At 62.9% G+C, this 20,266-nt stretch carries 21 protein-coding genes and 1 other RNA gene; 9 read left to right on the top strand and 13 right to left on the bottom strand.

Annotated elements, in window-relative coordinates:
- Positions 1 to 35: 35 nt before the first annotated feature.
- The 4 genes from AC07W0_RS27345 to AC07W0_RS27360 all read right to left on the bottom strand — a co-directional run bounded on the left by AC07W0_RS27345 (position 36) and on the right by AC07W0_RS27360 (position 5,422).
- Positions 36 to 1,154 (bottom strand): ABC transporter permease, encoded by a 1,119-nt coding sequence (locus AC07W0_RS27345; RefSeq protein ID WP_046381693.1) that lies wholly within the window; start codon positions 1,152 to 1,154, stop codon positions 36 to 38.
- Positions 1,154 to 3,871 carry a ribosome-associated ATPase/putative transporter RbbA gene (gene rbbA / locus AC07W0_RS27350; protein ID WP_102618646.1) on the bottom strand — a complete coding sequence of 906 codons (2,718 nt, stop codon included), beginning with the start codon at positions 3,869 to 3,871 and terminating at the stop codon, positions 1,154 to 1,156. Before rbbA ends, AC07W0_RS27345 begins: the two co-directional genes overlap by 1 nt.
- Complete coding sequence (locus AC07W0_RS27355) at positions 3,868 to 4,833, bottom strand: HlyD family secretion protein (RefSeq protein ID WP_017845116.1); 966 nt, start codon at positions 4,831 to 4,833, stop codon at positions 3,868 to 3,870. The genes rbbA and AC07W0_RS27355 overlap by 4 nt, the downstream gene beginning before the upstream one ends.
- A gap of 139 nt (positions 4,834 to 4,972) precedes the next feature.
- Positions 4,973 to 5,422 carry an EVE domain-containing protein gene (locus AC07W0_RS27360; RefSeq protein ID WP_017845115.1) on the bottom strand — a complete coding sequence of 150 codons (450 nt, stop codon included), beginning with the start codon at positions 5,420 to 5,422 and terminating at the stop codon, positions 4,973 to 4,975.
- A gap of 195 nt (positions 5,423 to 5,617) precedes the next feature.
- On the opposite strand from AC07W0_RS27360, the gene AC07W0_RS27365 reads away from it, so the two are divergent.
- Positions 5,618 to 5,767 (top strand): hypothetical protein, encoded by a 150-nt coding sequence (locus AC07W0_RS27365; RefSeq protein ID WP_017845114.1) that lies wholly within the window; start codon positions 5,618 to 5,620, stop codon positions 5,765 to 5,767.
- Positions 5,768 to 5,774: 7 nt separating this feature from the next.
- Here the strand turns inward: AC07W0_RS27365 and AC07W0_RS27370 are convergent, their stop codons facing one another.
- The 4 genes from AC07W0_RS27370 to AC07W0_RS27385 all read right to left on the bottom strand — a co-directional run bounded on the left by AC07W0_RS27370 (position 5,775) and on the right by AC07W0_RS27385 (position 7,194).
- Positions 5,775 to 6,404 carry a 5-formyltetrahydrofolate cyclo-ligase gene (locus tag AC07W0_RS27370; protein ID WP_102618637.1) on the bottom strand — a complete coding sequence of 210 codons (630 nt, stop codon included), beginning with the start codon at positions 6,402 to 6,404 and terminating at the stop codon, positions 5,775 to 5,777.
- A gap of 57 nt (positions 6,405 to 6,461) precedes the next feature.
- A non-coding RNA gene (ssrS, locus tag AC07W0_RS27375) (6S RNA) lies at positions 6,462 to 6,640 on the bottom strand.
- Between the two features lie 30 nt (positions 6,641 to 6,670).
- Positions 6,671 to 6,988 (bottom strand): cell division protein ZapA, encoded by a 318-nt coding sequence (locus tag AC07W0_RS27380; protein ID WP_017845112.1) that lies wholly within the window; start codon positions 6,986 to 6,988, stop codon positions 6,671 to 6,673.
- On the bottom strand, positions 6,985 to 7,194 hold the full coding sequence (locus AC07W0_RS27385) for a TIGR02449 family protein (RefSeq protein WP_017845111.1): 210 nt from the start codon (positions 7,192 to 7,194) through the stop codon (positions 6,985 to 6,987). The genes AC07W0_RS27380 and AC07W0_RS27385 overlap by 4 nt, the downstream gene beginning before the upstream one ends.
- A 137-nt stretch (positions 7,195 to 7,331) precedes the next feature.
- Here AC07W0_RS27385 and AC07W0_RS27390 point away from each other — a divergent pair, with 137 nt between their 5' ends.
- The 8 genes from AC07W0_RS27390 (at position 7,332) to gcvH (ending at position 16,255) form a co-directional block, all read left to right on the top strand.
- Positions 7,332 to 7,889: a YecA/YgfB family protein gene (locus AC07W0_RS27390; RefSeq protein WP_017845110.1), complete on the top strand. Its 558-nt coding sequence runs from the start codon at positions 7,332 to 7,334 to the stop codon at positions 7,887 to 7,889.
- Between the two features lie 20 nt (positions 7,890 to 7,909).
- Positions 7,910 to 9,232 carry a Xaa-Pro aminopeptidase gene (gene pepP / locus AC07W0_RS27395; RefSeq protein WP_102618638.1) on the top strand — a complete coding sequence of 441 codons (1,323 nt, stop codon included), beginning with the start codon at positions 7,910 to 7,912 and terminating at the stop codon, positions 9,230 to 9,232.
- The gene (gene ubiH, locus AC07W0_RS27400) at positions 9,229 to 10,416 is read left to right on the top strand and encodes a 2-octaprenyl-6-methoxyphenyl hydroxylase (protein WP_102618639.1); all 1,188 of its coding nucleotides are present in this window, start codon (positions 9,229 to 9,231) and stop codon (positions 10,414 to 10,416) included. Before pepP ends, ubiH begins: the two co-directional genes overlap by 4 nt.
- A gap of 85 nt (positions 10,417 to 10,501) precedes the next feature.
- A complete protein-coding gene (locus AC07W0_RS27405; RefSeq protein WP_173677840.1) occupies positions 10,502 to 11,719 on the top strand; it encodes a 2-octaprenyl-3-methyl-6-methoxy-1,4-benzoquinol hydroxylase in 1,218 nt (405 codons plus the stop codon).
- 158 nt (positions 11,720 to 11,877) lie between these two features.
- Positions 11,878 to 12,882 carry an extracellular solute-binding protein gene (locus AC07W0_RS27410; RefSeq protein ID WP_046488850.1) on the top strand — a complete coding sequence of 335 codons (1,005 nt, stop codon included), beginning with the start codon at positions 11,878 to 11,880 and terminating at the stop codon, positions 12,880 to 12,882.
- An 82-nt stretch (positions 12,883 to 12,964) separates the two neighbouring features.
- Positions 12,965 to 14,581 (top strand): ABC transporter permease, encoded by a 1,617-nt coding sequence (locus AC07W0_RS27415; protein WP_102618641.1) that lies wholly within the window; start codon positions 12,965 to 12,967, stop codon positions 14,579 to 14,581.
- 156 nt (positions 14,582 to 14,737) lie between these two features.
- Positions 14,738 to 15,820 carry a glycine cleavage system aminomethyltransferase GcvT gene (gene gcvT / locus AC07W0_RS27420; protein WP_046488848.1) on the top strand — a complete coding sequence of 361 codons (1,083 nt, stop codon included), beginning with the start codon at positions 14,738 to 14,740 and terminating at the stop codon, positions 15,818 to 15,820.
- Positions 15,821 to 15,871: 51 nt separating this feature from the next.
- Positions 15,872 to 16,255: a glycine cleavage system protein GcvH gene (gcvH, locus tag AC07W0_RS27425; RefSeq protein ID WP_102618642.1), complete on the top strand. Its 384-nt coding sequence runs from the start codon at positions 15,872 to 15,874 to the stop codon at positions 16,253 to 16,255.
- Positions 16,256 to 16,297: 42 nt separating this feature from the next.
- On the opposite strand, the gene AC07W0_RS27430 is transcribed toward gcvH, so the two are convergent.
- From AC07W0_RS27430 to AC07W0_RS27450, 5 genes are all read right to left on the bottom strand, one after another.
- Positions 16,298 to 17,437 carry a DegT/DnrJ/EryC1/StrS family aminotransferase gene (locus tag AC07W0_RS27430; RefSeq protein ID WP_017845102.1) on the bottom strand — a complete coding sequence of 380 codons (1,140 nt, stop codon included), beginning with the start codon at positions 17,435 to 17,437 and terminating at the stop codon, positions 16,298 to 16,300.
- Between the two features lie 157 nt (positions 17,438 to 17,594).
- Positions 17,595 to 18,260, bottom strand: coding sequence for an outer membrane protein (locus AC07W0_RS27435; RefSeq protein WP_102618643.1), 666 nt, complete (start codon positions 18,258 to 18,260; stop codon positions 17,595 to 17,597).
- Between the two features lie 183 nt (positions 18,261 to 18,443).
- Positions 18,444 to 18,758, bottom strand: a complete 315-nt coding sequence (locus AC07W0_RS27440; protein WP_003176799.1) for a DUF2388 domain-containing protein — start codon at positions 18,756 to 18,758, stop codon at positions 18,444 to 18,446.
- 69 nt (positions 18,759 to 18,827) lie between these two features.
- Positions 18,828 to 19,274 carry an NfeD family protein gene (locus AC07W0_RS27445; RefSeq protein WP_017845100.1) on the bottom strand — a complete coding sequence of 149 codons (447 nt, stop codon included), beginning with the start codon at positions 19,272 to 19,274 and terminating at the stop codon, positions 18,828 to 18,830.
- A 10-nt stretch (positions 19,275 to 19,284) separates the two neighbouring features.
- Positions 19,285 to 20,205 (bottom strand): SPFH domain-containing protein, encoded by a 921-nt coding sequence (locus tag AC07W0_RS27450; RefSeq protein ID WP_046381704.1) that lies wholly within the window; start codon positions 20,203 to 20,205, stop codon positions 19,285 to 19,287.
- Positions 20,206 to 20,266: the final 61 nt, after the last annotated feature.

The raw sequence follows: 20,266 nt of genomic DNA on the forward strand, positions 1-20,266 counted from the left end.
GCAGGCTTGCCTGCGATAGCGGCCGGGCAGGCACCTCAAGACGCCAGGCTCTTGCGGAACCGCGCCAGCGCCACCAAAAAGAACAGCAAGCCAATTCCCGCCAGCGCCAGCATGTCCGGCCACACCACGCTCATGCCCGCATCGCGGAACAGGATCGCCGCGCTCAGGCTCACAAAGTGCGTCGACGGCGAGGCCTGCATCACCCACTGCAACCATTCGGGCATGCTGTCCAGCGGCGTGCTGCCGCCGGAGAGCAACAGCATCGGGATGATCACTGGGATTGCCAGCAAGCCGAACTGCGGCGTCGAGCGGGCGAGGGTGGCGAGGAAGATCCCCAGGGCGGTGCTGGCAAACAGGTACAGCGCGGTCACGAACAGAAACAGGCTCAGCGACCCGGCCAGCGGCACGCCGAGCATGCCCTTGACCACCACTTCCAGTGACACCCAGGTACACAGCACCACCACCAGCAGGTTGCTCCAGATTTTCGCCAGCATGATTTCCAGTGCCGTCAGCGGCAGCACCAGCAAATGGTCGAGGGTGCCATGTTCGCGCTCGCGCAGCAGCGCGGTGCCGGTGAGCACGATGGCGAGGATGGTGATGTTGTTGACGATCTGGATGACCGCGAGGAACCAGCCGCCCTCCAGGTTGGTATTGAACAGCGCCCGCGTTGTCAGCAGCGCCGGCGCTTTGCTGGCGGAGTCGGCCTGGCCGCTGTAGGTCAGCAGCTCGCGTTGGAAAATCCGCCCGATGTAGCCGGCGCCCATGAACGCCTGGCTCATCGCCGTGGCATCGACGTTCACCTGCACATCGGGCTCGCGACCGGCCAACAGGTCGGCCTGGAAATTCGCCGGTACGTTGATCACGAACGTGTACTGGCCGCTGTCCATGACCTTATCCAACTGGTCATACGCCAGCGGCACGGGTGACTGGAACTCGGGCGGCTGCAACGCCTCGGCCATCTGCCGCGAGATCGCGCTGTGGTCCTCGTCGACAAACGCCACGCTGGCGTTGTGTACGCCAATCACCGAGCCGGCCGCGGGCATGTAGATCGCGACCGTGAAGGCGTAGAACAGAAACAGCAGCAGCACGCTGTCGTGGCGCAGGCTGGTCAGTTCCTTGATCCCCAGGCGCAGGATGTGCGCGAACTTATGCATCAAGCCTCCTGCTTCTTCAGCATGATCAGGCTAAGCCCGGTAAACCCGAGGAAAAACCCGAACAGCGCCAGGCACTGCGGCCACAGTTGCCGCAGGTCGAGGGCCTTGGTGAACGTGCCCACCGCAATATCGAGAAAGTGCCCCGCCGGAAACAGCGTGCCCATCACCGCCGCCGCGCCTTCCAGGGACGAGCGCGGCACGATCAGCCCGGAGAACTGGATGGTCGGCAGGCTGGTGATGATCATGGTGCCGAGGATCGCGGCGATCTGGGTGCGAGTGAACGCGGAAATCAGCAGGCCCATGCTGGTGGTGGCGAGCACGTACAGCAGGCCGCCGAACGCCAGGGTCAGGCCGCTGCCCTTGAACGGTACGCCGAACAGCCAGCGGTTCATCGCGACCAGCACCGCCAGGTTGATCAGGCTCACGGCCAGGTACGGGGTCTGTTTGCCCAGCAGGAATTCCAGGCGGGTCAGGGGCGTGGCGTAGAAGTTGGTGATCGAACCCAGCTCCTTTTCGCGCACGATGCCCAGGGCGGTGAGCATCGCTGGGATGAAGGCGAGGATCAGTGCCATCACGCCTGGGCCGATGGCGTTCACACTGACCACATCCTGGTTGTAGCGAAAGCGGGTTTCGAGCTTGGCCGCGCCTTGGCTGTTCTGCGGCTGGCTGCTCAGCTCGGCCAGTTGCTGCAGGTTGGCCTGGTGGACCGCTTCTACATAGTTCCGGCTGGTTTCCGCGCGAAACGGCATGCCGCCGTCGAGCCAGGCCGCCACGCTGGGTTGGCGGCCGGCGTAGAGGTCACGACCAAAACCGGGCGGGATTTCCAGGGCCAGTTTGATTTCCGAACGTTGCAGGCGCCGGTGCAGTTCGTTGGCATCCTGGATCGGCGTTTGTTCGGCGAAATAGCGTGAGCCGCGAAACGCCTCCAGGTAGGCGCGGCTTTGCGGGGTCTGGTCCTGGTCGTAGACGGCGAAGGCGAGGTTTTCCACGTCCAGGGAAATGCCGTAGCCGAAGATCACCATCATGAACATCGCCCCGAGCAGGGCGAAGGCCATACGCACCTTGTCGCGCAGCAGTTCCTTGCCTTCACGGCTGGCCACGGCCAGCAGGCGCGACAGGCTGAAGCCGCGCTTGCTCACCGGCGGCGTGCTGGTTTCGCTGACGGTGGCGGTGGGCGCGGTAGGTTCGGCCTCGCCCTGGGCTTGCTCCAGGCACGTGACGAACGCGGCTTCGAGGGTGTCGCCGTGGAATTGCTGCTGCAGCGCGTCGGGCGTGTCGCAGGCGAGCACCTTGCCGGCGTGCATCAGGGAGATGCGGTCGCAACGCTGGGCTTCGTTCATGAAGTGGGTGGACAGAAAGATCGTCACCCCTTGTTCGCGCGACAGTTCGATCAGCAGCCGCCAGAAATCATCCCGCGCCGCCGGGTCGACGCCCGAGGTCGGTTCATCGAGGATCAGCACTTCAGGACGATGCAGCACCGCTACGGCCAACGACAAGCGCTGACGCAAGCCGAGGGGCAGTTCGCCCGACGGCTGCTCGGCCACCTCGCTGAGGTCGAAACGCTGGATCAGCTCGTCGATCCGCTTGCCGCTGTCGACGTTGGGCAAATCGAACAACTGCGCGTGCAGCACCAGGTTCTGAAGCACGCTGAGTTCGCCATACAGCGAAAAGCTCTGCGACATGAAACCCACACGCTTGCGGGTGGCCAGGTCCTTGGCGTTCACCGGGTTGCCCAGCAACGTGGCACTGCCCTCGGTGGCCGGCATCAGGCCGGTGAGGACTTTCATGGTGGTGGTCTTGCCGCAGCCGTTGGAGCCGAGAAAACCGAAGATCTCGCCCCGGCCGATGGCGAAGCTGACTTTATCGACGGCGGTGAAGTCGCCAAAGCGCAGGGTCAGGTCGTGGGCTTCGATGGCGATATCAGCGTTGTTGCCTGTGCGCGGCGGGATGACCAGCGGCTGGTTGTCATGGGCGTTGTCGCCCTGGAAGTGGGTGAAGGCTTCGTCCAGTTTGCCGCTGGGGGTCACTGCCGCCAGCTCACTGCTCAAACCGTCGGCGATCAGTTTGCCGCGGTCGAGCATCAGGCAATGTTCAAACTGCTCGGCCTCTTCCATGTAGGCCGTGGCCACCAGCAGTGTCAGTTGCGGGCGCTCGCTGCGCACGGTTTCGACCAGCTCCCAGAAGCGCCGACGGGACAGCGGGTCGACCCCGGTGGTGGGTTCGTCGAGGATCAACAGGTCCGGGTCGTGGATCAGCGCGCAGCACAGGCCGAGTTTCTGCTTCATCCCGCCGGAGAGTTTGCCGGCCGGCCGTTCGGCGAAGCGCTCGAGGTCGGTGGCCAGCAGCAGGTTGTGCATGCGCTGGTTGCAATCGGCTTTGGACAGGCCGAACAGCGTCGCAAAGAAGCGGATGTTTTCGCGGATGGACAGTTCGGGGTACAGGTTGCCGCCCAGGCCTTGAGGCATGAAGGCGATGCGCGGGTACAGGCTGTTGCGGTGGCGGCGGTTGGCGATGGAGCCGCCGAGCACCTCCAGTTGGCCGTCCTGGAGTTTTTTAACCCCGGCGATCAAACCCAGCAGGCTCGACTTGCCGGCGCCATCCGGGCCGATCAGCCCGCAGCGCGTGCCGGTGGGCAGGCTGAAGGCGATATCGACCAGCGCCTGTTGCTTGCCGTAGCGGTGCTGGATGCCGGTGGCGTGCAGCGCCAGATCGGTCATTGCAGGTTGGCCGGCCATGGGATGTCAGCCGTGCGAACGTAGCCGGCGCCGGGCATGCCCGGTTTGGCCTGCGGCACGGCGCTGGGTTGGGTCAGGCGCAGTTTGACGCGGAATACCAGTTTCTGGCGTTCATCGCGGGTCTCCACCTCTTTGGGGGTGAACTGCGATTTAGCCGCGACGAAGCTGATTTTGGCCGGCAGCGATTGGCCGGGGAGCGCGTCGAGGAGGATGCGCGCATCGCTGCCGACGGTCAGGGCGCCGGTCACCGAAGCGGGCAGGTAGAGGTTCATGTACTGATCCTCGGGGTCGATCAGCAGCAATACGCGCCCGCCCGCGCCGAGCACTTCGCCCGGCTCGGCCAGGCGCAGCTGGATAATGCCGTCGATGGGCGCGCGCAGGCTGCTGTCGTCGATTTCGCTGGTGAGCTGCGCCACCTGGGCCTGGGCGGCGCCGATGGCGGCCTTGGCCGAATTGACCTGGGCCTGGGCGGCGACCACGGCCGCATTCCCGGTGTTCTGGCGCGCCTGCTGTTGGTCGATCAGTTGGCCACTGGCGAAGCCGCGTTTGTACAGCTCCTGGGTCCGCTGGAGTTCCTGGTGGGCAAGCAGTTGTTCGCTCTGACGCAATTGCACATTGGCCTCTGCGGCGGCGAGGTTTTCCCTGGCCCGCAGCACTTCGGCTTCGGCCTGGGCGCGCTGGGCTTCCAGAGTGCGGGTGTCCATGCGCGCGAGCAGTTGGCCCTTGAGTACCTTGTCGCCTTCATCCACCCGCACTTCTTCCAGACGCCCGGGGATCTTGGCGGCGATCTGCACTTCGGTGGATTCCAGGCGGCCGTTGCCCATGCTCAAGCCTTCGGGCAGGCGGTCCTGGGTGGATTTCCAGTAACCGAAACCGCCAGCGGCGAGCAGCAACACAATCAGGAGGGTGGCAAACAGCTGGGAGGTGCGGTGGTTCGTGGACATAGATGCTTCCTGCGGTGTTAGCGTCCTAGTCTGACGGGTTCGGCCCGAGGGCGCTTGATACGGGTCAAATGAAGCGCAAGCCTAACCCGGTTGCGCTGCAGATGCATGCGTCGGGCGCGTGACTGCAAGGTTCTGCGGTTCAGCCCAGCGCGAGGACCGCCGACCATTGCTCGGCGGTCACCGGCATCACTGACAGACGGCTACCTTTTTGCACCAGGGGCAGTTCGGCCAGGGCGGTTTGCTGCTTCAGATAGCCCAGGCCGAGCACCTTGGGAAACGTCTGGACGTGGGCCACGTCGATCGCGCTCCACGGGTTTTTGTCCGGGCTGGCCTTGGCGTCGAAATAGTGGCTGGAAGGTTCCAGCGCGGTGGGGTCGGGATACGCCGTCACGACGATTTTGCCGATGCCGGCAATGCCAGGCTCGGGGCAGCTGGAGTGGTAGAAGAAAAACTCATCGCCCACCGCCATCGCACGCAGAAAGTTGCGTGCCTGATAGTTGCGAACCCCGTCCCATCGCGCTTCGCCGAGGTGTTCCAGGCCGGTGATGGAGAGTTCGTCGGGCTCGGATTTCATCAGCCAGTAGGCCATTGGGGGGCTCCTGAAAAAGGCGTTGGACAGGTTGTGGGGCAATTGCATGACAAACCGACGGTCGGTTGGCGTCAAGGTTTGCGTGTTGGTTCACGTTAACGCAGAATGCCGGGATTTTAAGCTTGACGCAGCTGCAACGGACTACTTTGGAACGTTGTTGTCATCGTGTACGAGGTGCCTGAAGGGGGGCAATCGATGCAACGCAAACCGGATTTACTATGGATACTGGTTATTTTGTTTGGTCTGGGCGTCGTGACCACCGGGTATGCGCAAAGCTTATGGTCGAACAAGACCGATGCGCCCGTTGAGCTGACCCAGCAGCCGCCACAACCGTTCAAGCGTTAACTCTTCTTCAGGGCGTCGCGGGTTCCAGCGACGCCTGTGCGATATACCACTGCTTATCGGTGACGGTGCCCGCCAACGGCACGTCCCAACTCGCCTGCACCAGCCGTTCGACTTTCTGGCATTCATGGGCCAGGCCCAGCAGCGTCGGCTTGCGCCAGTGCTGGCGGCGCGCCAGGTAAGCCAGGCTGCGGTCATAAAAACCGCCACCCATGCCCAGCCGTCCCCCCGCGTCATCGAACCCCACCAACGGCAATAGCACCAGGTCCAGCGCCCAGACCTTGCGCTGGCGGCGGACATTCACCCGTGGTTCAAGAATGCGAAAGCGATTGGGCAGCAACTTCTCCCCGGGGCGAACGCGCTGGAACACCATCTTGGTCCGTGGCCAGGCGCTGAGCACCGGCAGGTAAGTGGCCTTGCCCCGCCGCTGAGCCGCACGCAGCAGCAAGCGCGGATCGATTTCACCGTCCGTCGGCAGATACAGGGAAATATGCTTGGCCCGGCGAAACAGCGGGTGCTGTGCCAGTTGCCGATACACGCCTTGGGCGGCTTTTCGCTGCTCGCTTGGCGTGAGTGCGCGGCGGGCGTTGCGCAACATGCGTCGAAGTTGCGGACGGGAAAGCGGCGCAGGTTCGGTCATGGTTTTTCGGCTCATAAAACAATGCCAGTCCTGGGACTGGCATTGAGTTTGGGATTCAGGCTCCCCGACAGAACCGCTGTCGACTAAGCCCTTGAACCCGAAAGTTCAAGGTGGAAGAAGCAGTAGGCTTTAAGGCTTTCCGTCTAGCGGACATGCACACCAGCCAAACGTGCAACTTCCAGGGTAGTGCGAATCGGCTCCGGGACATCGCCGACTGGCAAGCACGCCAGGGAGTGGGGCGAGTATACCTTAAACAGACACGGCAATCAGCCCTTGGATGTGTCGGAATCGTTGGACAGTGCCAGGTCCACACGCTCCAGCAGGTCACGTACCTGCTCGCGCGTCGAGCCGCTGGCCTGCACGTCCGGGCGCTCCTGCTTATGCAGCAGATCGTGGGTGATATTCAACGCGGCCATCACGGCGATGCGGTCGGCGCCGATCACTTTGCCGCTGCTGCGGATTTCACGCATCTTGCCGTCCAGGTAGCGGGCGGCGCTCACCAGGTTGCTGCGCTCTTCCTGGGGGCAGATGATCGAATATTCTTTGTCGAGAATCTGCACGGTGACGCTATTGCTTGAACTCATGAGTCTTGCTCCAGGGCCTTCAGGCGCGAAATCATCGACTCGACCTTACGCCGGGCGATTTCGTTTTTTTCAATGAGGTGAGCGCGTTCCTCGCGCCAGGTCTTTTCCTGAGCTAATAGGAGTCCGTTTTGCCTCTTTAGTTGCTCGACCCGATCAATTAGCAATTCGAGTCTGGCCATCAGCGCTTGCAGGTCGGTGTCTTCCATTGGGTTCCACTGGATTTGTCTGATGAATGGCAACTGCAGAATAAACGATCTGACGCCCTTGATAGTCTGGTGCGTCTGCCGGTGCTAGGATACAGCGCTTCATTCTAGACATTGCGCCGTCTGGCGCCTAGCTCACCATGCCCATTCAGAACTCCCCGTACGACGCTTTTACCAAACTGCTGAGCTCCAGCGGTCATCCTTGCTCGCCCGCCGAACTGCACGGCGTGTTGCTGGGCCGCAGTTGCACCGGTGTTGGCTTTGACGCCGACAACTGGCTGGCCGATGTGGCCGAACTGCTGGAAACCGAGCCCTCCGAGAACGTGCGTAACGCGCTGATCGGCCTGCAGGAAATGGTCAAGGGCGAGCTGACCGGTGATGACGTCACCGTGGTCCTGCTGCTGCCGACCGACGATGCACCGCTCACCGAACGTGCTGCCGCGCTGGGCCAATGGTGCCAGGGCTTCCTCCATGGCTTTGGCGTGAATGCCGGCGGCCTGGAGCTGAGCACCGACGCCAAGGAAGTGCTGCAGGACCTGGCGGCCATCTCCCAGGTGCAAGATGCCCTGGAAGAATCCGAAGACGGCGAAGGCGACTACATGGAAGTCATGGAATACCTGCGCGTCGCGCCGCTGCTGCTGTTCACCGAGACCAAGAAGTCCGCTGAACCGGCCACCCCCAAGCCGTCGCTGCACTGAGAAAGGAAGCCCGTCTGCCCATGATCCATATCCCGAAAGCGGAATACACCCGTCGCCGCAAGGCGCTCATGGCGCAGATGGAACCCAACAGTATCGCGATCCTGCCGGCCGCCGCGGTGGCCATCCGCAATCGCGATGTCGAACATGTCTACCGCCAGGACAGCGATTTCCAGTACCTGAGCGGCTTCCCCGAGCCCGAAGCGGTGATCGTGCTGATGCCCGGTCGCCCGCACGGCGAGTACGTGCTGTTCTGTCGCGAACGCAATGCCGAGCGCGAACTGTGGGACGGCTTGCGCGCCGGTACCGAAGGCGCGATCCGTGATTTCGGCGCCGACGATGCCTTCCCCATCACCGATATCCACGACATCCTGCCCGGCCTGATCGAAGGCCGCGACCGGGTGTATTCGGCGATGGGCAGCAATGCCGAGTTCGATCGGCACCTGATGGAGTGGATCAACATTATCCGCTCCAAAGCGCACCTGGGCGCCCAGCCGCCGAACGAATTCGTTGCCCTGGATCATCTGCTCCACGATATGCGCCTGTATAAATCGGCGGCGGAAGTGAAGGTGATGCGCGAAGCTGCGCGGATTTCCTGCGCCGCCCACGTGCGGGCCATGCAGGCCAGCCGCGCCGGCTTGCGCGAGTTCAGCCTCGAAGCCGAGCTGGATTACGAGTTCCGCAAAGGCGGCGCGAAGATGCCGGCCTATGGCTCCATCGTCGCCGCCGGGCGCAACAGTTGCATCCTGCATTACCAGCAGAATGACGCGCTGCTCAAGGACGGCGACCTGGTGCTGATCGACGCCGGTTGCGAGATCGACTGCTACGCCAGCGACATCACCCGCACCTGGCCGGTCAACGGCAAGTTTTCGCCCGAGCAACAGGCGATCTATGAAGTCGTGCTGGCCGCCCAGGAAGCCGCCTTCGCCGAGATTGCACCGAACAAGCATTGGAACCAGGCCCATGAGGCCACCGTGCAGGTCATCACTTCCGGGCTGGTGAGGCTGGGGTTGCTGCAAGGGGACGTTGACGAACTGATCGCCGGCGAAGCCTACAAACCATTCTACATGCACCGCGCCGGCCATTGGCTGGGGATGGATGTGCATGATGTCGGCGAGTACAAAGTGGGCGGTGAATGGCGTGTGCTGGAAGTCGGCATGACGTTGACCGTGGAGCCGGGGATCTATATTTCGCCGGACAACCAGAGCGTGGCAAAGAAATGGCGTGGCATCGGCGTACGCATCGAGGACGACGTGGTAGTGACCAAGCAAGGCTGTGACATTCTGACCGGCGGCGTGCCCAAGACCGTCGCCGACATCGAAGCGTTGATGGCGGCCGCCCGATGAGCCGGGTCAACCTGGCCATTATCGGTGGCGGCCTGGTGGGCGCGAGCCTGGCGTTGGCGCTGCAGGACGGGGCCAAGGCGCGGGGCTGGAAGATCCTGCTGATCGAACCCTTCGCACCGGGTGACAGCTACCAGCCGAGCTACGACGCACGCTCTTCGGCGCTGTCCTATGGCGCGCGGCAGATCTATCAGCGTCTGGGTCTGTGGCAGGCCATCTCCCGCCGCGCCGAGCCGATCAAGCAGATCCATGTGTCGGACCGCGGGCGCTTCTCCACTGCGCGCTTATCCGCCATGGAAGAGGGCGTGCCGGCCCTCGGCTACGTGGTGGAAAACGCCTGGCTCGGCCAATGCCTGTGGCAAGGCCTGGATAAGGACGTGGTCAGCTGGCGTTGCCCGGCCGAAGTCACGCGCATGGAGCCGCTGCCCGATGGCTATCGCCTGACCCTCAACGACGAAACCGTGCTGGAGTGCGACCTGGCGGTGCTGGCCGACGGCGGTCGCTCCGGCCTGCGCGAGCAACTGGGGATCGGCGTGAAATCCCGCCCGTACAACCAGAGCGCGCTGATCGCCAATATCACCCCGAGCGAAGCCCACAACGGCGAAGCCTTCGAGCGCTTCACCGATGAAGGCCCGATGGCCCTGCTGCCGCTGCCGGACAACCGCTGCGCGCTGGTCTGGACCCGTGCCGGCATGGACGCCCAGCGCCTGGCCAACCTGGATGAGCGCAGTTTTCTCAGTGAATTGCAGGGCGTGTTCGGCTACCGCCTGGGCACCTTGAAGCAGGTCGGTGCGCGGCATCTGTACCCGCTGACCCTGGTGGAAGCCGAAGAACAAGTGCGCTCGCACCTGGCGATCCTCGGCAATGCCGCCCACATCCTGCACCCGATTGCCGGGCAGGGCTTCAACCTGTCCCTGCGCGATGCGAATGCCTTGGCCGAGGCCTTGCTGGCCGGGCCGGCGGTGCCGGGTGACCTGGCGACCTTGCAGGCATATCGCGAGCGGCAACGCATGGATCAAACGCTGACCGTGGGCTTCTCCGATCAGGTCACGCGCCTGTTCGGCAGCGCCCAGCCGCTGGTCGCGCTGGGGCGCAACATGGGCCTGCTGGGCCTCGACCTGCTGCCGCCGGCGAAACGCTGGTTCGCCCGTCAGGCCATGGGCCTGGGTACGCGTCCCGATGCGTAGCCGCGACTACATCGTTTGGGACGGGATGAGATTAACCCTTTACGTGCGGCGCAAGCCGCCAGCGAGACAGGCTTAAAGCATGGATATGCGCGCAGATGTGCTGATTGTCGGGGCCGGAATGGTCGGGAGCGCCCTGGCGCTGGCGTTGCAGGGCAGTGGCCTGCAGGTGCTGCTGCTCGACGGCAGCCCGCTGAGCGTCAAGCCGTTCGAGCCTGACGCGGCTTTCGAACCGCGGGTGAGCGCCTTGTCGGCCGCCAGCCAGCGCATCCTTGAGCGCCTTGGCGTGTGGGATGGCATCGTCGCACGGCGCGCCAGCCCATATGGCGAGATGCAGGTGTGGGACGGCAGCGGCACCGGGCAGATCCATTTTTCGGCGGCCAGCGTGCATGCCGAAGTGCTTGGGCATATCGTCGAAAACCGCGTGGTCCAGGATGCCTTGCTCGATCGCCTGCACGACTGCGACCTGGGCCTGCTGGCCAACGCGCGCCTGGAACAGATGCGCCGCTCCGGCGATGACTGGCTGCTGACCCTGGCCGATGGCCGCACGCTGCGCGCGCCGCTGGTGGTCGCTGCCGATGGCGCCAACTCCGCGGTGCGCCGTCTGACCGGCACCGCGACCCGCGAATGGGATTACTTGCACAACGCTATCGTCACCAGCGTGCGCAGCAGTCAACCGCACCGGCGCACCGCCTGGCAACGCTTTACCGACACTGGCCCGCTGGCGTTTTTGCCGCTGGTGCGGGATGGGCAGGAGGACTGGTGTTCGATCGTCTGGTCGACCACGCCGGCTGAGTCCGCGCGCCTGATGGCGTTGGATGAGGAAAACTTCTGCCGTGAGCTGGAACGTGCCTTCGAAGGGCGCCTGGGCACGGTGCTCAGCGCCGACCCGCGTGTGTGTGTGCCCCTGCGCCAGCGCCACGCCAAACGTTATGTGGCCGAAGGCCTGGCGTTGATCGGCGATGCGGCCCACGTGATCCATCCATTGGCGGGGCAGGGGGTGAACCTCGGTTTTCTCGATGCGGCCGTGCTGGCCGAGGTGCTGTTATCGGCGAGCGAACGCGGTGAACGCCTGGCGGATGTGAAAGTGCTGAGCCGTTACGAGCGTCGGCGCATGCCGCACAACCTGGCGCTGATGGCGGCGATGGAAGGTTTCGAGCGCTTGTTCCAGGCCGACCAGTTGCCGTTGCGTTGGCTGCGCAATGCCGGCTTGAAGGTGGTCGAGCAGATGCCGGAAGCCAAGGCGATCTTCGTGCGCCAGGCCCTTGGCTTGAGCGGGGATCTGCCGGAACTGGCCAGGCCCTGACACACCCGGTAGCCCGGGCCTGCCCGCGATGAGGCGATACGTCGCACTGCAGAACGCGGCCTTGCAACATCTCGTAACGCCTCATTCGAGTGAGTGATTGAGATGCTAAATGTGAGTCCTTATCATTTGTACTCTTTTGTTCACGAGAGACCGCACCCATGTCGGCACCCAAGCGCCTCCTGACTGCCCTGGCACTCACCCTCATCGGCAGCACCACCGTGCAGGCGGCCGACGAAGTCGTGGTCTACTCCTCGCGCATCGACGAACTGATCAAGCCGGTGTTCGACGCCTACACCCAGAAAACCGGGGTGCAGGTGAAGTTCATCACCGACAAGGAAGCCCCGCTGATGCAGCGCATCAAGGCCGAGGGCGAGAACGCCACCGCCGACCTGCTGCTCACCGTCGACGCCGGCAACCTCTGGCAGGCCGAGCAGATGGGCATCCTGCAACCGTTCACCTCCAAGGTGATCGACGCCAATATTCCGCTGCAATACCGCTCGTCCGCCCACGCCTGGACCGGTTTGAGCCTGCGTGCGCGGACCCTCGCCTATTCCACCGACCGGGTGAAGCCAGGCGAGCTGACCACCTACGAAGCCCTGGCCGACAAACAATGGGAAGGCCGCCTGTGCCTGCGCACGGCAAAAAAGGTCTACAACCAGTCGCTGACCGCCACCCTGATCGAAACCCATGGCGCGGCCAAGACCGAAGAAATCATCAAGGGCTGGGTCAATAACCTGTCCACCGATGTGTTCTCCGACGACATCGCCGTGCTCGAAGCGATCAACGCCGGGCAGTGTGACGTGGGCATCGTCAACACTTACTACTACGGCCGCCTGCACAAGCAGAAGCCGAATCTGGCGGTGAAGCTGTTCTGGCCGAACCAGGGCGACCGTGGCGTGCATGTGAACCTGTCCGGCATCGGCCTGACCAAATACGCGCCGCACCCGGAAGCAGCCAAGGCGCTGGTGGAGTGGATGACCACGCCTGAGGCGCAGAAGATTTTTGCCGACATAAACCAGGAGTTCCCGGCCAACCCGACGGTGGCGCCGTCGGCTGAAGTGGCCAGTTGGGGCAAGTTCGTGGCGGACACCTTGCCGGTGGAAGTGGCGGGCAAGCGCCAGGCCGAGGCGATTCGCCTGATGGATCGGGCCGGCTGGAACTGAATGTGTAGGTGGGAGGGGGCTTGCTCCCTCCCACACTGTTTTGTGTCTGTCTGTAGATCATCCATTCCCAGGGAATTTGCTCTTGGCCCACCTCGCCCAACGCCGCTGGTACCTGCCGGTCTTCAGCGTCGCCGCCCTGGTGTTGCTGCCGCTGAGCGTGCTGTTGCTGTCCTGGCAAAGCATCGACGCGCAGATCTGGTCCCATCTGTGGGAAACCCAGATGCCGCGCCTGCTGGGCAATACCTTGACCCTGGTGCTCGGCGTCGGCGTCGGCGTGACCTTGCTGGGTGTGAGCCTGGCGTGGCTGACCAGCCTCTGCGAATTTCCCGGGCGGCGCTGGCTCGACTGGGCGCTGATGCTGCCGTTCGCGATCCCGGCGTATGTGCTGGCGTTTGTGTTTGTCGGCCTGCTGGACTTCTCGGGGCCGGTGCAAACCCTGCTGCGTGACGCGTTCGGCAGCGGCGTGCGCCTGCCCCGCGTGCGTTCCACCGGTGGGGTGGTCATTGTGTTGGTGCTGGTGTTCTATCCCTACGTCTACCTGCTGGCACGCACGGCGTTCCTGGCCCAGGGCAAGGGCTTGATGGAAGCGGCGCGCGTGCTGGGGCAATCGCCCTGGCAAGCCTTCTGGCGCGTGGCCCTGCCCATGGCGCGGCCGGCGATTGGCGCCGGCGTGGCCCTGGCGCTGATGGAGACCCTGGCGGATTTCGGTGCGGTCTCGGTGTTCAACTTCGATACCTTCACCACCGCGATCTACAAGACCTGGTACGGCTTTTTCAGCCTGTCCAGCGCGGCCCAGCTGGCCAGCCTGTTGCTGCTGGTGGTGATGCTGGTGCTCTACGGCGAGCGTCGTGCCCGCGGTGCCAGTCGGCCGAGCAATGAGCGGCCGCGCGGCAAGGCGCTGTATCACCTGCGCGGCTGGAAGGCGGCGGCGGCCAGTGGTTGGTGCGGCCTGGTGTTTGCCTGTGCCTTTGTCATTCCGATGCTGCAACTGCTCGCCTGGTTCTGGCAGCGCGGCCGCTTCGATCTGGACGAGCGCTATACCGGCCTGATCGTCCACACCCTGTACCTGGGCGGTATCGCGGCGCTGGTCACGGTCAGCGTGGCCCTGATACTGGCCTTCGCCAACCGCCTGGCGCCGACCCGGGCAATTCGTTCCGGCATCAGCCTGGCCGGCGTCGGGTATGCGTTGCCGGGCTCGGTACTGGCGGTGTCGATCATGTTGGCGTTCAGCTACCTGGACCGTGAGCTGGTGGTGCCGTTGTCGGGCTGGCTCGGTGGCGCGGGCAAGCCTTTGTTGCTGGGCAGCTTGGCGGCATTGGTGCTGGCGTATCTGGTGCGTTTCCTGGCGGTGGCTTACGGGCCGCTGGAAAACAGCCTGGCGCGTATCCGTCCATCGTTGCCCGAAGCGGCGCGCAGTCTTGGGGTGAGCGGTCCACGACTGTTTTGCAAAGTGTATCTTCCGCTGTTGCTGCCGGGCACCCTGAGCGCAGCGTTGCTGGTGTTCGTCGATGTGCTCAAGGAAATGCCGGCGACCCTGCTGATGCGCCCGTTTGGCTGGGACACCCTGGCGGTGCGGATCTTTGAGATGACCAGTGAAGGGGAGTGGGCGCGGGCGTCATTGCCGGCCTTGACCTTGGTGCTGGTGGGCCTGTTGCCGGTGGTCGGGCTGATACGACGTTCCGCTCGGCAAATCGGTTAGGTGCCAGTCCTACGGCTTGAGGCTACAATGCGCGGCATTCGGTACGCTCCGTGTTTCGGACCGGCTCGTCGGATGTGGCCGCAGGCCCTTTGATTCAAGGGGTTAAGCCCATCCTGCAGCCCTGCGTACCTTCGCCAAGCCCGGAAGGAGAAACCCATGGGACAGCGCACGCCTTTGTATGACCTGCATCTCGCCCTCGGCGCGAAAATGGTCGATTTTGGCGGTTGGGATATGCCTCTGCACTATGGCTCGCAAGTTGAAGAACACCATCAGGTGCGACGCGACTGCGGGGTGTTCGATGTATCTCATATGACCGTGATCGATGTCACCGGCCCCCAGGCCAAGGAATGGCTCCAGTACCTGCTGGCCAATGACGTCGACCGTTTGCACGGCTGCGGCCGTGCGTTGTACAGCGCCATGCTCAACGAGCACGGCGGGGTGGTGGACGACATGATCGTCTACCGTACCGAAGCCGGTTACCGGCTGGTGGTCAACGCCGCCACCCGTGACCAGGACATGGCCTGGATGCAGGCGCAGTTGGGCACTTACCCGGTGCAACTGCACGAGCGCTCCGAACTGGCCATGCTCGCTATCCAGGGCCCCCACGCCCGGCAGAAAATCGCCGAACTGGTGACCCAGTCGCGTGGCACCCTGATCCACCAGCTCAAGCCCTTCGAAGGCCAGGCCGATGGCGACTGGTTTATCGCCCGTACCGGCTACACCGGCGAAGACGGCCTGGAAATTGTCCTGCCGGCCGATCAGGCCCCGGGTTTTTTCAACGACCTGGTGGGCGCGGGGATTTCCCCCATCGGCCTCGGCGCCCGCGACACCCTGCGCCTGGAAGCCGGCATGAACCTGTATGGCCAGGATATCCACCAGGACGTTTCGCCCCTGGCGGCCAACATGGCCTGGAGCATTGCCTGGGAACCGGCCGAGCGCCGTTTCATCGGCCGCGCCGCGCTGGAAGCCGAACTGGCGGCCGGGGTGCAGACCAAATTGGTCGGTTTGGTACTGGAAGAACGTGGGGTTTTACGCGCTCACCAGGTGGTTCGTATCGCCAATGTTGGCGAAGGGGAGATCACCAGTGGTAGTTTCTCTCCTACGCTGAGTAAATCCATTGCTTTGGCGCGTGTACCGACGGCGACTGCCGATCGGGCCGAAGTGGAGATCCGCGGCAAGTGGTATCCGGTTCGAGTGGTCAAACCGACCTTCGTGCGCCATGGTAAAACCTTGATCTAACTATTCCGGCAGGCCAGTGGCCGCTGACATTTCTTCTTGAGGACATAGACTATGAGCGATATCCCTGCCGGCCTGCGTTATGCCGAAAGTCACGAATGGGCCCGTTTGGAAGCTGACGGCACTGTGACCGTCGGCATCTCCGACCATGCCCAGGAAGCCTTGGGTGATGTGGTGTTTGTTGAGCTGGCCGAAATCGGCAAAGCGTTTGCGGCGGGGGACGCGGCGGGTGTCGTGGAGTCGGTTAAAGCGGCTTCGGACATCTACTCGCCAGTTGCTGGCGAAGTGATTGCTGTTAACGAGGAACTGAGCGGCAGCCCTGAGTTGTTGAACAGCGACCCTTACGGCGCCTGGATCTTCAAGCTCAAGCCCAGCACCCCGGCCGACCTGGAAAAACTGCTCGATGCCGCCGGCTACAAAGCCGCCATCGGCGAGTGATCCCGCTGCAGGAGCCGGTCATCCGGCTCCTGCAACAGCCTTTCAGCGCTTCAGCACGGCCTTCACCGCCGCTACCGAGCGTTCCACATCTGCCTCTGTCATTGCTGTGAACATCGGCAACGACACGATCAAACGCCCAACACGCTCCGCTACAGGGAACATGCCTTCCTTGAACCCGCGTGCCCGATACAGGCTCAACAGGTGGATCGGCGGGTAGTGATAGCCAATGCCGACGCCGTGGGCCTGCATCTGCTCCATGAATGTGGCGCGGGCCGGCAGCCCGTCCTGGCGCTCCGGCAGGACCAGTTGGAACAGGTGCCAGTTGCTGTTTTCGAAATCCGCCGGTGGCAGTTGCGCACCGTATTGCTCTTCAAAATCACTGCCGAAGCACTTGAAGTAGTGCCGCGCCAGGTTCTGGCGATGGGCGGTGATCTCCTGGATATGGGCAAATTGCCCCAGGCCGATGGCGGCGGCGATGTCGGTCATGTTGAACTTGCCGCCCAGCACATCCACGTCGAGGCCGTCGAAGCCGGTGCGGGTCACGCCCTGCAAGCGGTACTTCTCTGCCAGGCGTGCTTCGTCGGCGTTGTTCAGCACCAGGCAGCCGCCCTCGGAAGAGGTGATGTTCTTGTTTGCCTGGAAGCTGAACGACACGAAGTCGCCGGTGGCGCCGATCCGCTCACCGTCCCAGCTCGAACCCAGGGCCTGGGCGGCATCTTCAACGATACGCAGGTTGTACTTGTTGGCCAGCGCGTAAAGCATCGGCATATCCAGCGGCAGGCCGGCCAGGTATACCGGGATGATCGCCTTGGTGCGCGGGGTGATGGCCGCTTCGACCTGGGCCAGGTCGATATTGCGGGTTACCGGGTCGATATCGGCAAACACCGGTGTAGCGCCGACTTCCAGAATCACGTTGGCCGTGGCAACCCAGGAGATCGGCGTGGTGATGACTTCATCGCCCGGCCCGATACCGGCGATGCGCAAGGCGATCTCCATGGTGCAGGTGCCCGAGTTGAAGGTGCGTACCGGTCGCCCGCCAAAGTATTCCGACAGTTGCGCTTCGAACGCCTGCACTTTCGGCCCGCTGGTGATCCAGCCTGAACGCAGTACATCACCGACCGCCGAGATGGTGGCTTCATCAATGGTAGGTTTGGAAAATGGCAGAAAGGGCTGTTGGCTCATGACGACGAAGGCATCCGTTTCAGATAGACGATGAGAGAAGGCATATCAGTACCGGCATGGTTGCACGGCGTGACTGAATATAGCCTGTCTTCTGTGAACGAAACGTCACCCAAACGGTGAAAAATGCCGCATCGAGCGCGGCATTTTTTGCTGCGAGTCAGAAGGAAACGCGCGCTTCCAGAAACATATTCTGCTCTTTGAGCTTGCCTTTGAGCTGCTCATCGCGTGCGTTCACGCGGTTGGCGAAGGTGTTGTAGCCGGTTTCCACATCGCCCATGGCGGTGTAACGGTAACCCGCGCCGAGGGTGAGTTGTTCGCTGACCTTGGCCTCCAGCCCCATGCCGACGCTGTAGGCGAAATTGTGCTGGCGGTGGTTGGCAAAGCGCCGGGTCTCGTTGGTCTGGTAGCCCTCGGCGTCGATCCGCGCCACCCCCACGCCGGCCATACCGTAAAACGACAGCCAATCATTGAGTGGGATGTCCTTGTAGCCATTGAGCATCAAGCGCTGGCTGTGGACCTGTTGGCTGTTGACGTTGGCATTGAAGGGCGCCCAGTAGGATTTGAAGGTCGAATGCTTCGGCATGGTGTATTCCCCTTCCAGGCGCCAGCCATCGGCAAACGCATAACCCATGGCGAAAGAGGCGACGATTGACTTGCTGCTGTCGGGCGCCTCCACCCGCTCGGTGACGCGTGGGCTGGTCAGCAGGGCGCTGGAGAGGTTCTGACGGGCGTGGTTGAGCTTCAACGACCCGTACCCGTTTTCTGCATGGGCATGGGGGGTAAAGAACACAGAGAACAGCAGCGCGTAGGCGAGTTTTTGCATGGAAGGGATTCGCTCGATGGAAAAGGAATCCTTAGCTTGTTGCCTGGCTCTTGAGGGCTCGACAGGACTTCTCTGCCCGCGGCTGGAAAAAATAGACTATCTGCGTAGTGCCCGGGGGCGATGACTGTAGGAAATGATCAAAAAAAATGCCGCTGGGAAGCGGCATTCTTTATGGGGCGAGGATTACTCGGTAACAGCGTTTTTCGCGAGGATGGCGTTGGCCAATTCCATGTCCGTGGCCTGGAGGCCAGGGTTATCGGCGCGGACTTTCTGCATGGCGGCTTCCAGGTACGGGCCGCGGATGCCGCCGTCGCTGGCAACGAAGCTGCCTGCGTCGTCTTGGGCGGCAACCACCAGCTTGTGGTCCTTGAAGGTCAGGTACGTCGAGCCGGTCGTGGCGCCCGACGAGATGACATTACGCCAGAAGCTATCGGCCATGGCTGAGCCGACAGGTAGGGAAAGCACAGCGAGGGTGGCGACAGCATATTTGAGACGCATGGCGGGTGACTCCGGGTGGGTTATCTGTACTCTATGATTCTAGTTAGCCCAATCGAGTTCCATCACTGACTAAACAGTTTCAACCTGCAAAACCGTCCCCTCCTGTGCAACCACGCATACATGAGCGCCTACGGGGGTGTCCGGGCCGGTCACGATCCACACGCCATCACCGACTTTTATCTTACCGCGACCATCCACAATCGCCTGATGCACGACAAACGTGTGGCCGATCAACTCTGAACCGCGCTCATTGAGCCCCGGTTGGTCGCTGGCCTTGGCGCTGCTGCGCTGGCGTTTCCACCAGTACACCGCCGTCAATATCGACAACACGGCGAACAGCAGCAGTTGCCATTCCAGCCCGAGCGGCGGTACCAGGAACTTGATCACGCCCACGGCGGCCGCGGCGATCCCCATCCACAACAGGTAGCCGCCGGCGCCGAACACTTCAAGAATCAGCAGCACCGTGCCCAGTGCCAGCCAGTCCCAAAACGAAAGATGCTGCAGGAAATCCCACATGGCGATGGCCTCAGCCTTTCTTGTTGTCGAAAGTCGCTTTGACGATTTCGCCGATACCGCCGACAGCGCCGATCACCTGGCTGGCTTCCAGCGGCATGAGGATCACCTTGCTGTTGTTGGCCGAAGCCAGTTTGCCCAGCGCGTCGATGTATTTCTGGGCGACGAAGTAGTTGATGGCCTGCACGTTACCGGTGGCGATCGCTTCGGACACTACCTGGGTGGCGCGGGCCTCAGCCTCGGCTTGACGTTCGCGGGCTTCGGACTCCAGGAACGCGGCTTGGCGTCCGCCTTCGGCTTCGAGGATCTGCGCCTGCTTCTTGCCTTCGGCGGTCAGGATCGCCGATGCCCGCAGGCCCTCGGCTTCGAGGATCTGTGCGCGCTTGATCCGCTCGGCTTTCATCTGGCCCGACATGGCGGCCATCAGGTCCGCGGGTGGGCTGATGTCCTTGATCTCGATCCGGGTGATCTTGATGCCCCACGGCGCCGTGGCTTCGTCGACGGTGCGCAGCAGTTTTTCGTTGATGCCGTCACGTTGGCTGAGCATCGCATCCAGTTCCATGGAACCGAGTACGGTACGGATATTGGTCTGCAACAGGTTGCGGATGGCGTGTTCGAGGTTGTTCACCTCATAGGCGGCCTGGGCGGTGTTGACCACCTGGAAGAAGCACACGGCGTCGATCTGCACGGTGGCGTTGTCGGCGGTGATCACTTCCTGGGGCGGGATATCCAGCACGCTTTCCATCACGTTGATCTTGCGACCGATGCGATCCATGACCGGGATGATGATGTTGAGGCCGGGCTTGAGCGTATTGGTGTAGCGGCCGAAGCGCTCGACCGTCCACTGATAGCCCTGAGGCACCACTTTGAAGCCCATGAACAGGATGGCGATGGCCAATCCCACGAAAAGAAGCAGTACGGTTCCGATCTGCATAGCGATTCCCTATCTGAAGATGTCAGTGAAACGACGTTCGGCCGATTGTAACGGGGTTGTC

The sequence above is a fragment of the Pseudomonas sp. GW704-F2 genome, assembly GCF_059423025.1.

Excerpts from the sequence above, each read along its gene's own strand:
- AC07W0_RS27405 (WP_173677840.1), top strand. The coding sequence starts at position 10,502 with ATGCGCGCAGATGTGCTGATTGTCGGGGCCGGAATGGTCGGGAGCGCC.
- AC07W0_RS27430 (WP_017845102.1), bottom strand. The coding sequence starts at position 17,437 with ATGAGCCAACAGCCCTTTCTGCCATTTTCCAAACCTACCATTGATGAA.
- AC07W0_RS27365 (WP_017845114.1), top strand. The coding sequence starts at position 5,618 with ATGCAACGCAAACCGGATTTACTATGGATACTGGTTATTTTGTTTGGT.
- AC07W0_RS27390 (WP_017845110.1), top strand. The coding sequence starts at position 7,332 with ATGCCCATTCAGAACTCCCCGTACGACGCTTTTACCAAACTGCTGAGC.
- AC07W0_RS27385 (WP_017845111.1), bottom strand. The coding sequence starts at position 7,194 with ATGGAAGACACCGACCTGCAAGCGCTGATGGCCAGACTCGAATTGCTA.
- AC07W0_RS27445 (WP_017845100.1), bottom strand. The coding sequence starts at position 19,274 with ATGTGGGATTTCCTGCAGCATCTTTCGTTTTGGGACTGGCTGGCACTG.
- AC07W0_RS27370 (WP_102618637.1), bottom strand. The coding sequence starts at position 6,404 with ATGACCGAACCTGCGCCGCTTTCCCGTCCGCAACTTCGACGCATGTTG.
- gcvH (WP_102618642.1), top strand. The coding sequence starts at position 15,872 with ATGAGCGATATCCCTGCCGGCCTGCGTTATGCCGAAAGTCACGAATGG.
- AC07W0_RS27380 (WP_017845112.1), bottom strand. The coding sequence starts at position 6,988 with ATGAGTTCAAGCAATAGCGTCACCGTGCAGATTCTCGACAAAGAATAT.
- AC07W0_RS27435 (WP_102618643.1), bottom strand. The coding sequence starts at position 18,260 with ATGCAAAAACTCGCCTACGCGCTGCTGTTCTCTGTGTTCTTTACCCCC.
- AC07W0_RS27440 (WP_003176799.1), bottom strand. The coding sequence starts at position 18,758 with ATGCGTCTCAAATATGCTGTCGCCACCCTCGCTGTGCTTTCCCTACCT.
- gcvT (WP_046488848.1), top strand. The coding sequence starts at position 14,738 with ATGGGACAGCGCACGCCTTTGTATGACCTGCATCTCGCCCTCGGCGCG.
- rbbA (WP_102618646.1), bottom strand. The coding sequence starts at position 3,871 with ATGACCGATCTGGCGCTGCACGCCACCGGCATCCAGCACCGCTACGGC.
- AC07W0_RS27355 (WP_017845116.1), bottom strand. The coding sequence starts at position 4,833 with ATGTCCACGAACCACCGCACCTCCCAGCTGTTTGCCACCCTCCTGATT.
- AC07W0_RS27345 (WP_046381693.1), bottom strand. The coding sequence starts at position 1,154 with ATGCATAAGTTCGCGCACATCCTGCGCCTGGGGATCAAGGAACTGACC.
- AC07W0_RS27360 (WP_017845115.1), bottom strand. The coding sequence starts at position 5,422 with ATGGCCTACTGGCTGATGAAATCCGAGCCCGACGAACTCTCCATCACC.
- AC07W0_RS27450 (WP_046381704.1), bottom strand. The coding sequence starts at position 20,205 with ATGCAGATCGGAACCGTACTGCTTCTTTTCGTGGGATTGGCCATCGCC.
- pepP (WP_102618638.1), top strand. The coding sequence starts at position 7,910 with ATGATCCATATCCCGAAAGCGGAATACACCCGTCGCCGCAAGGCGCTC.
- AC07W0_RS27410 (WP_046488850.1), top strand. The coding sequence starts at position 11,878 with ATGTCGGCACCCAAGCGCCTCCTGACTGCCCTGGCACTCACCCTCATC.
- ubiH (WP_102618639.1), top strand. The coding sequence starts at position 9,229 with ATGAGCCGGGTCAACCTGGCCATTATCGGTGGCGGCCTGGTGGGCGCG.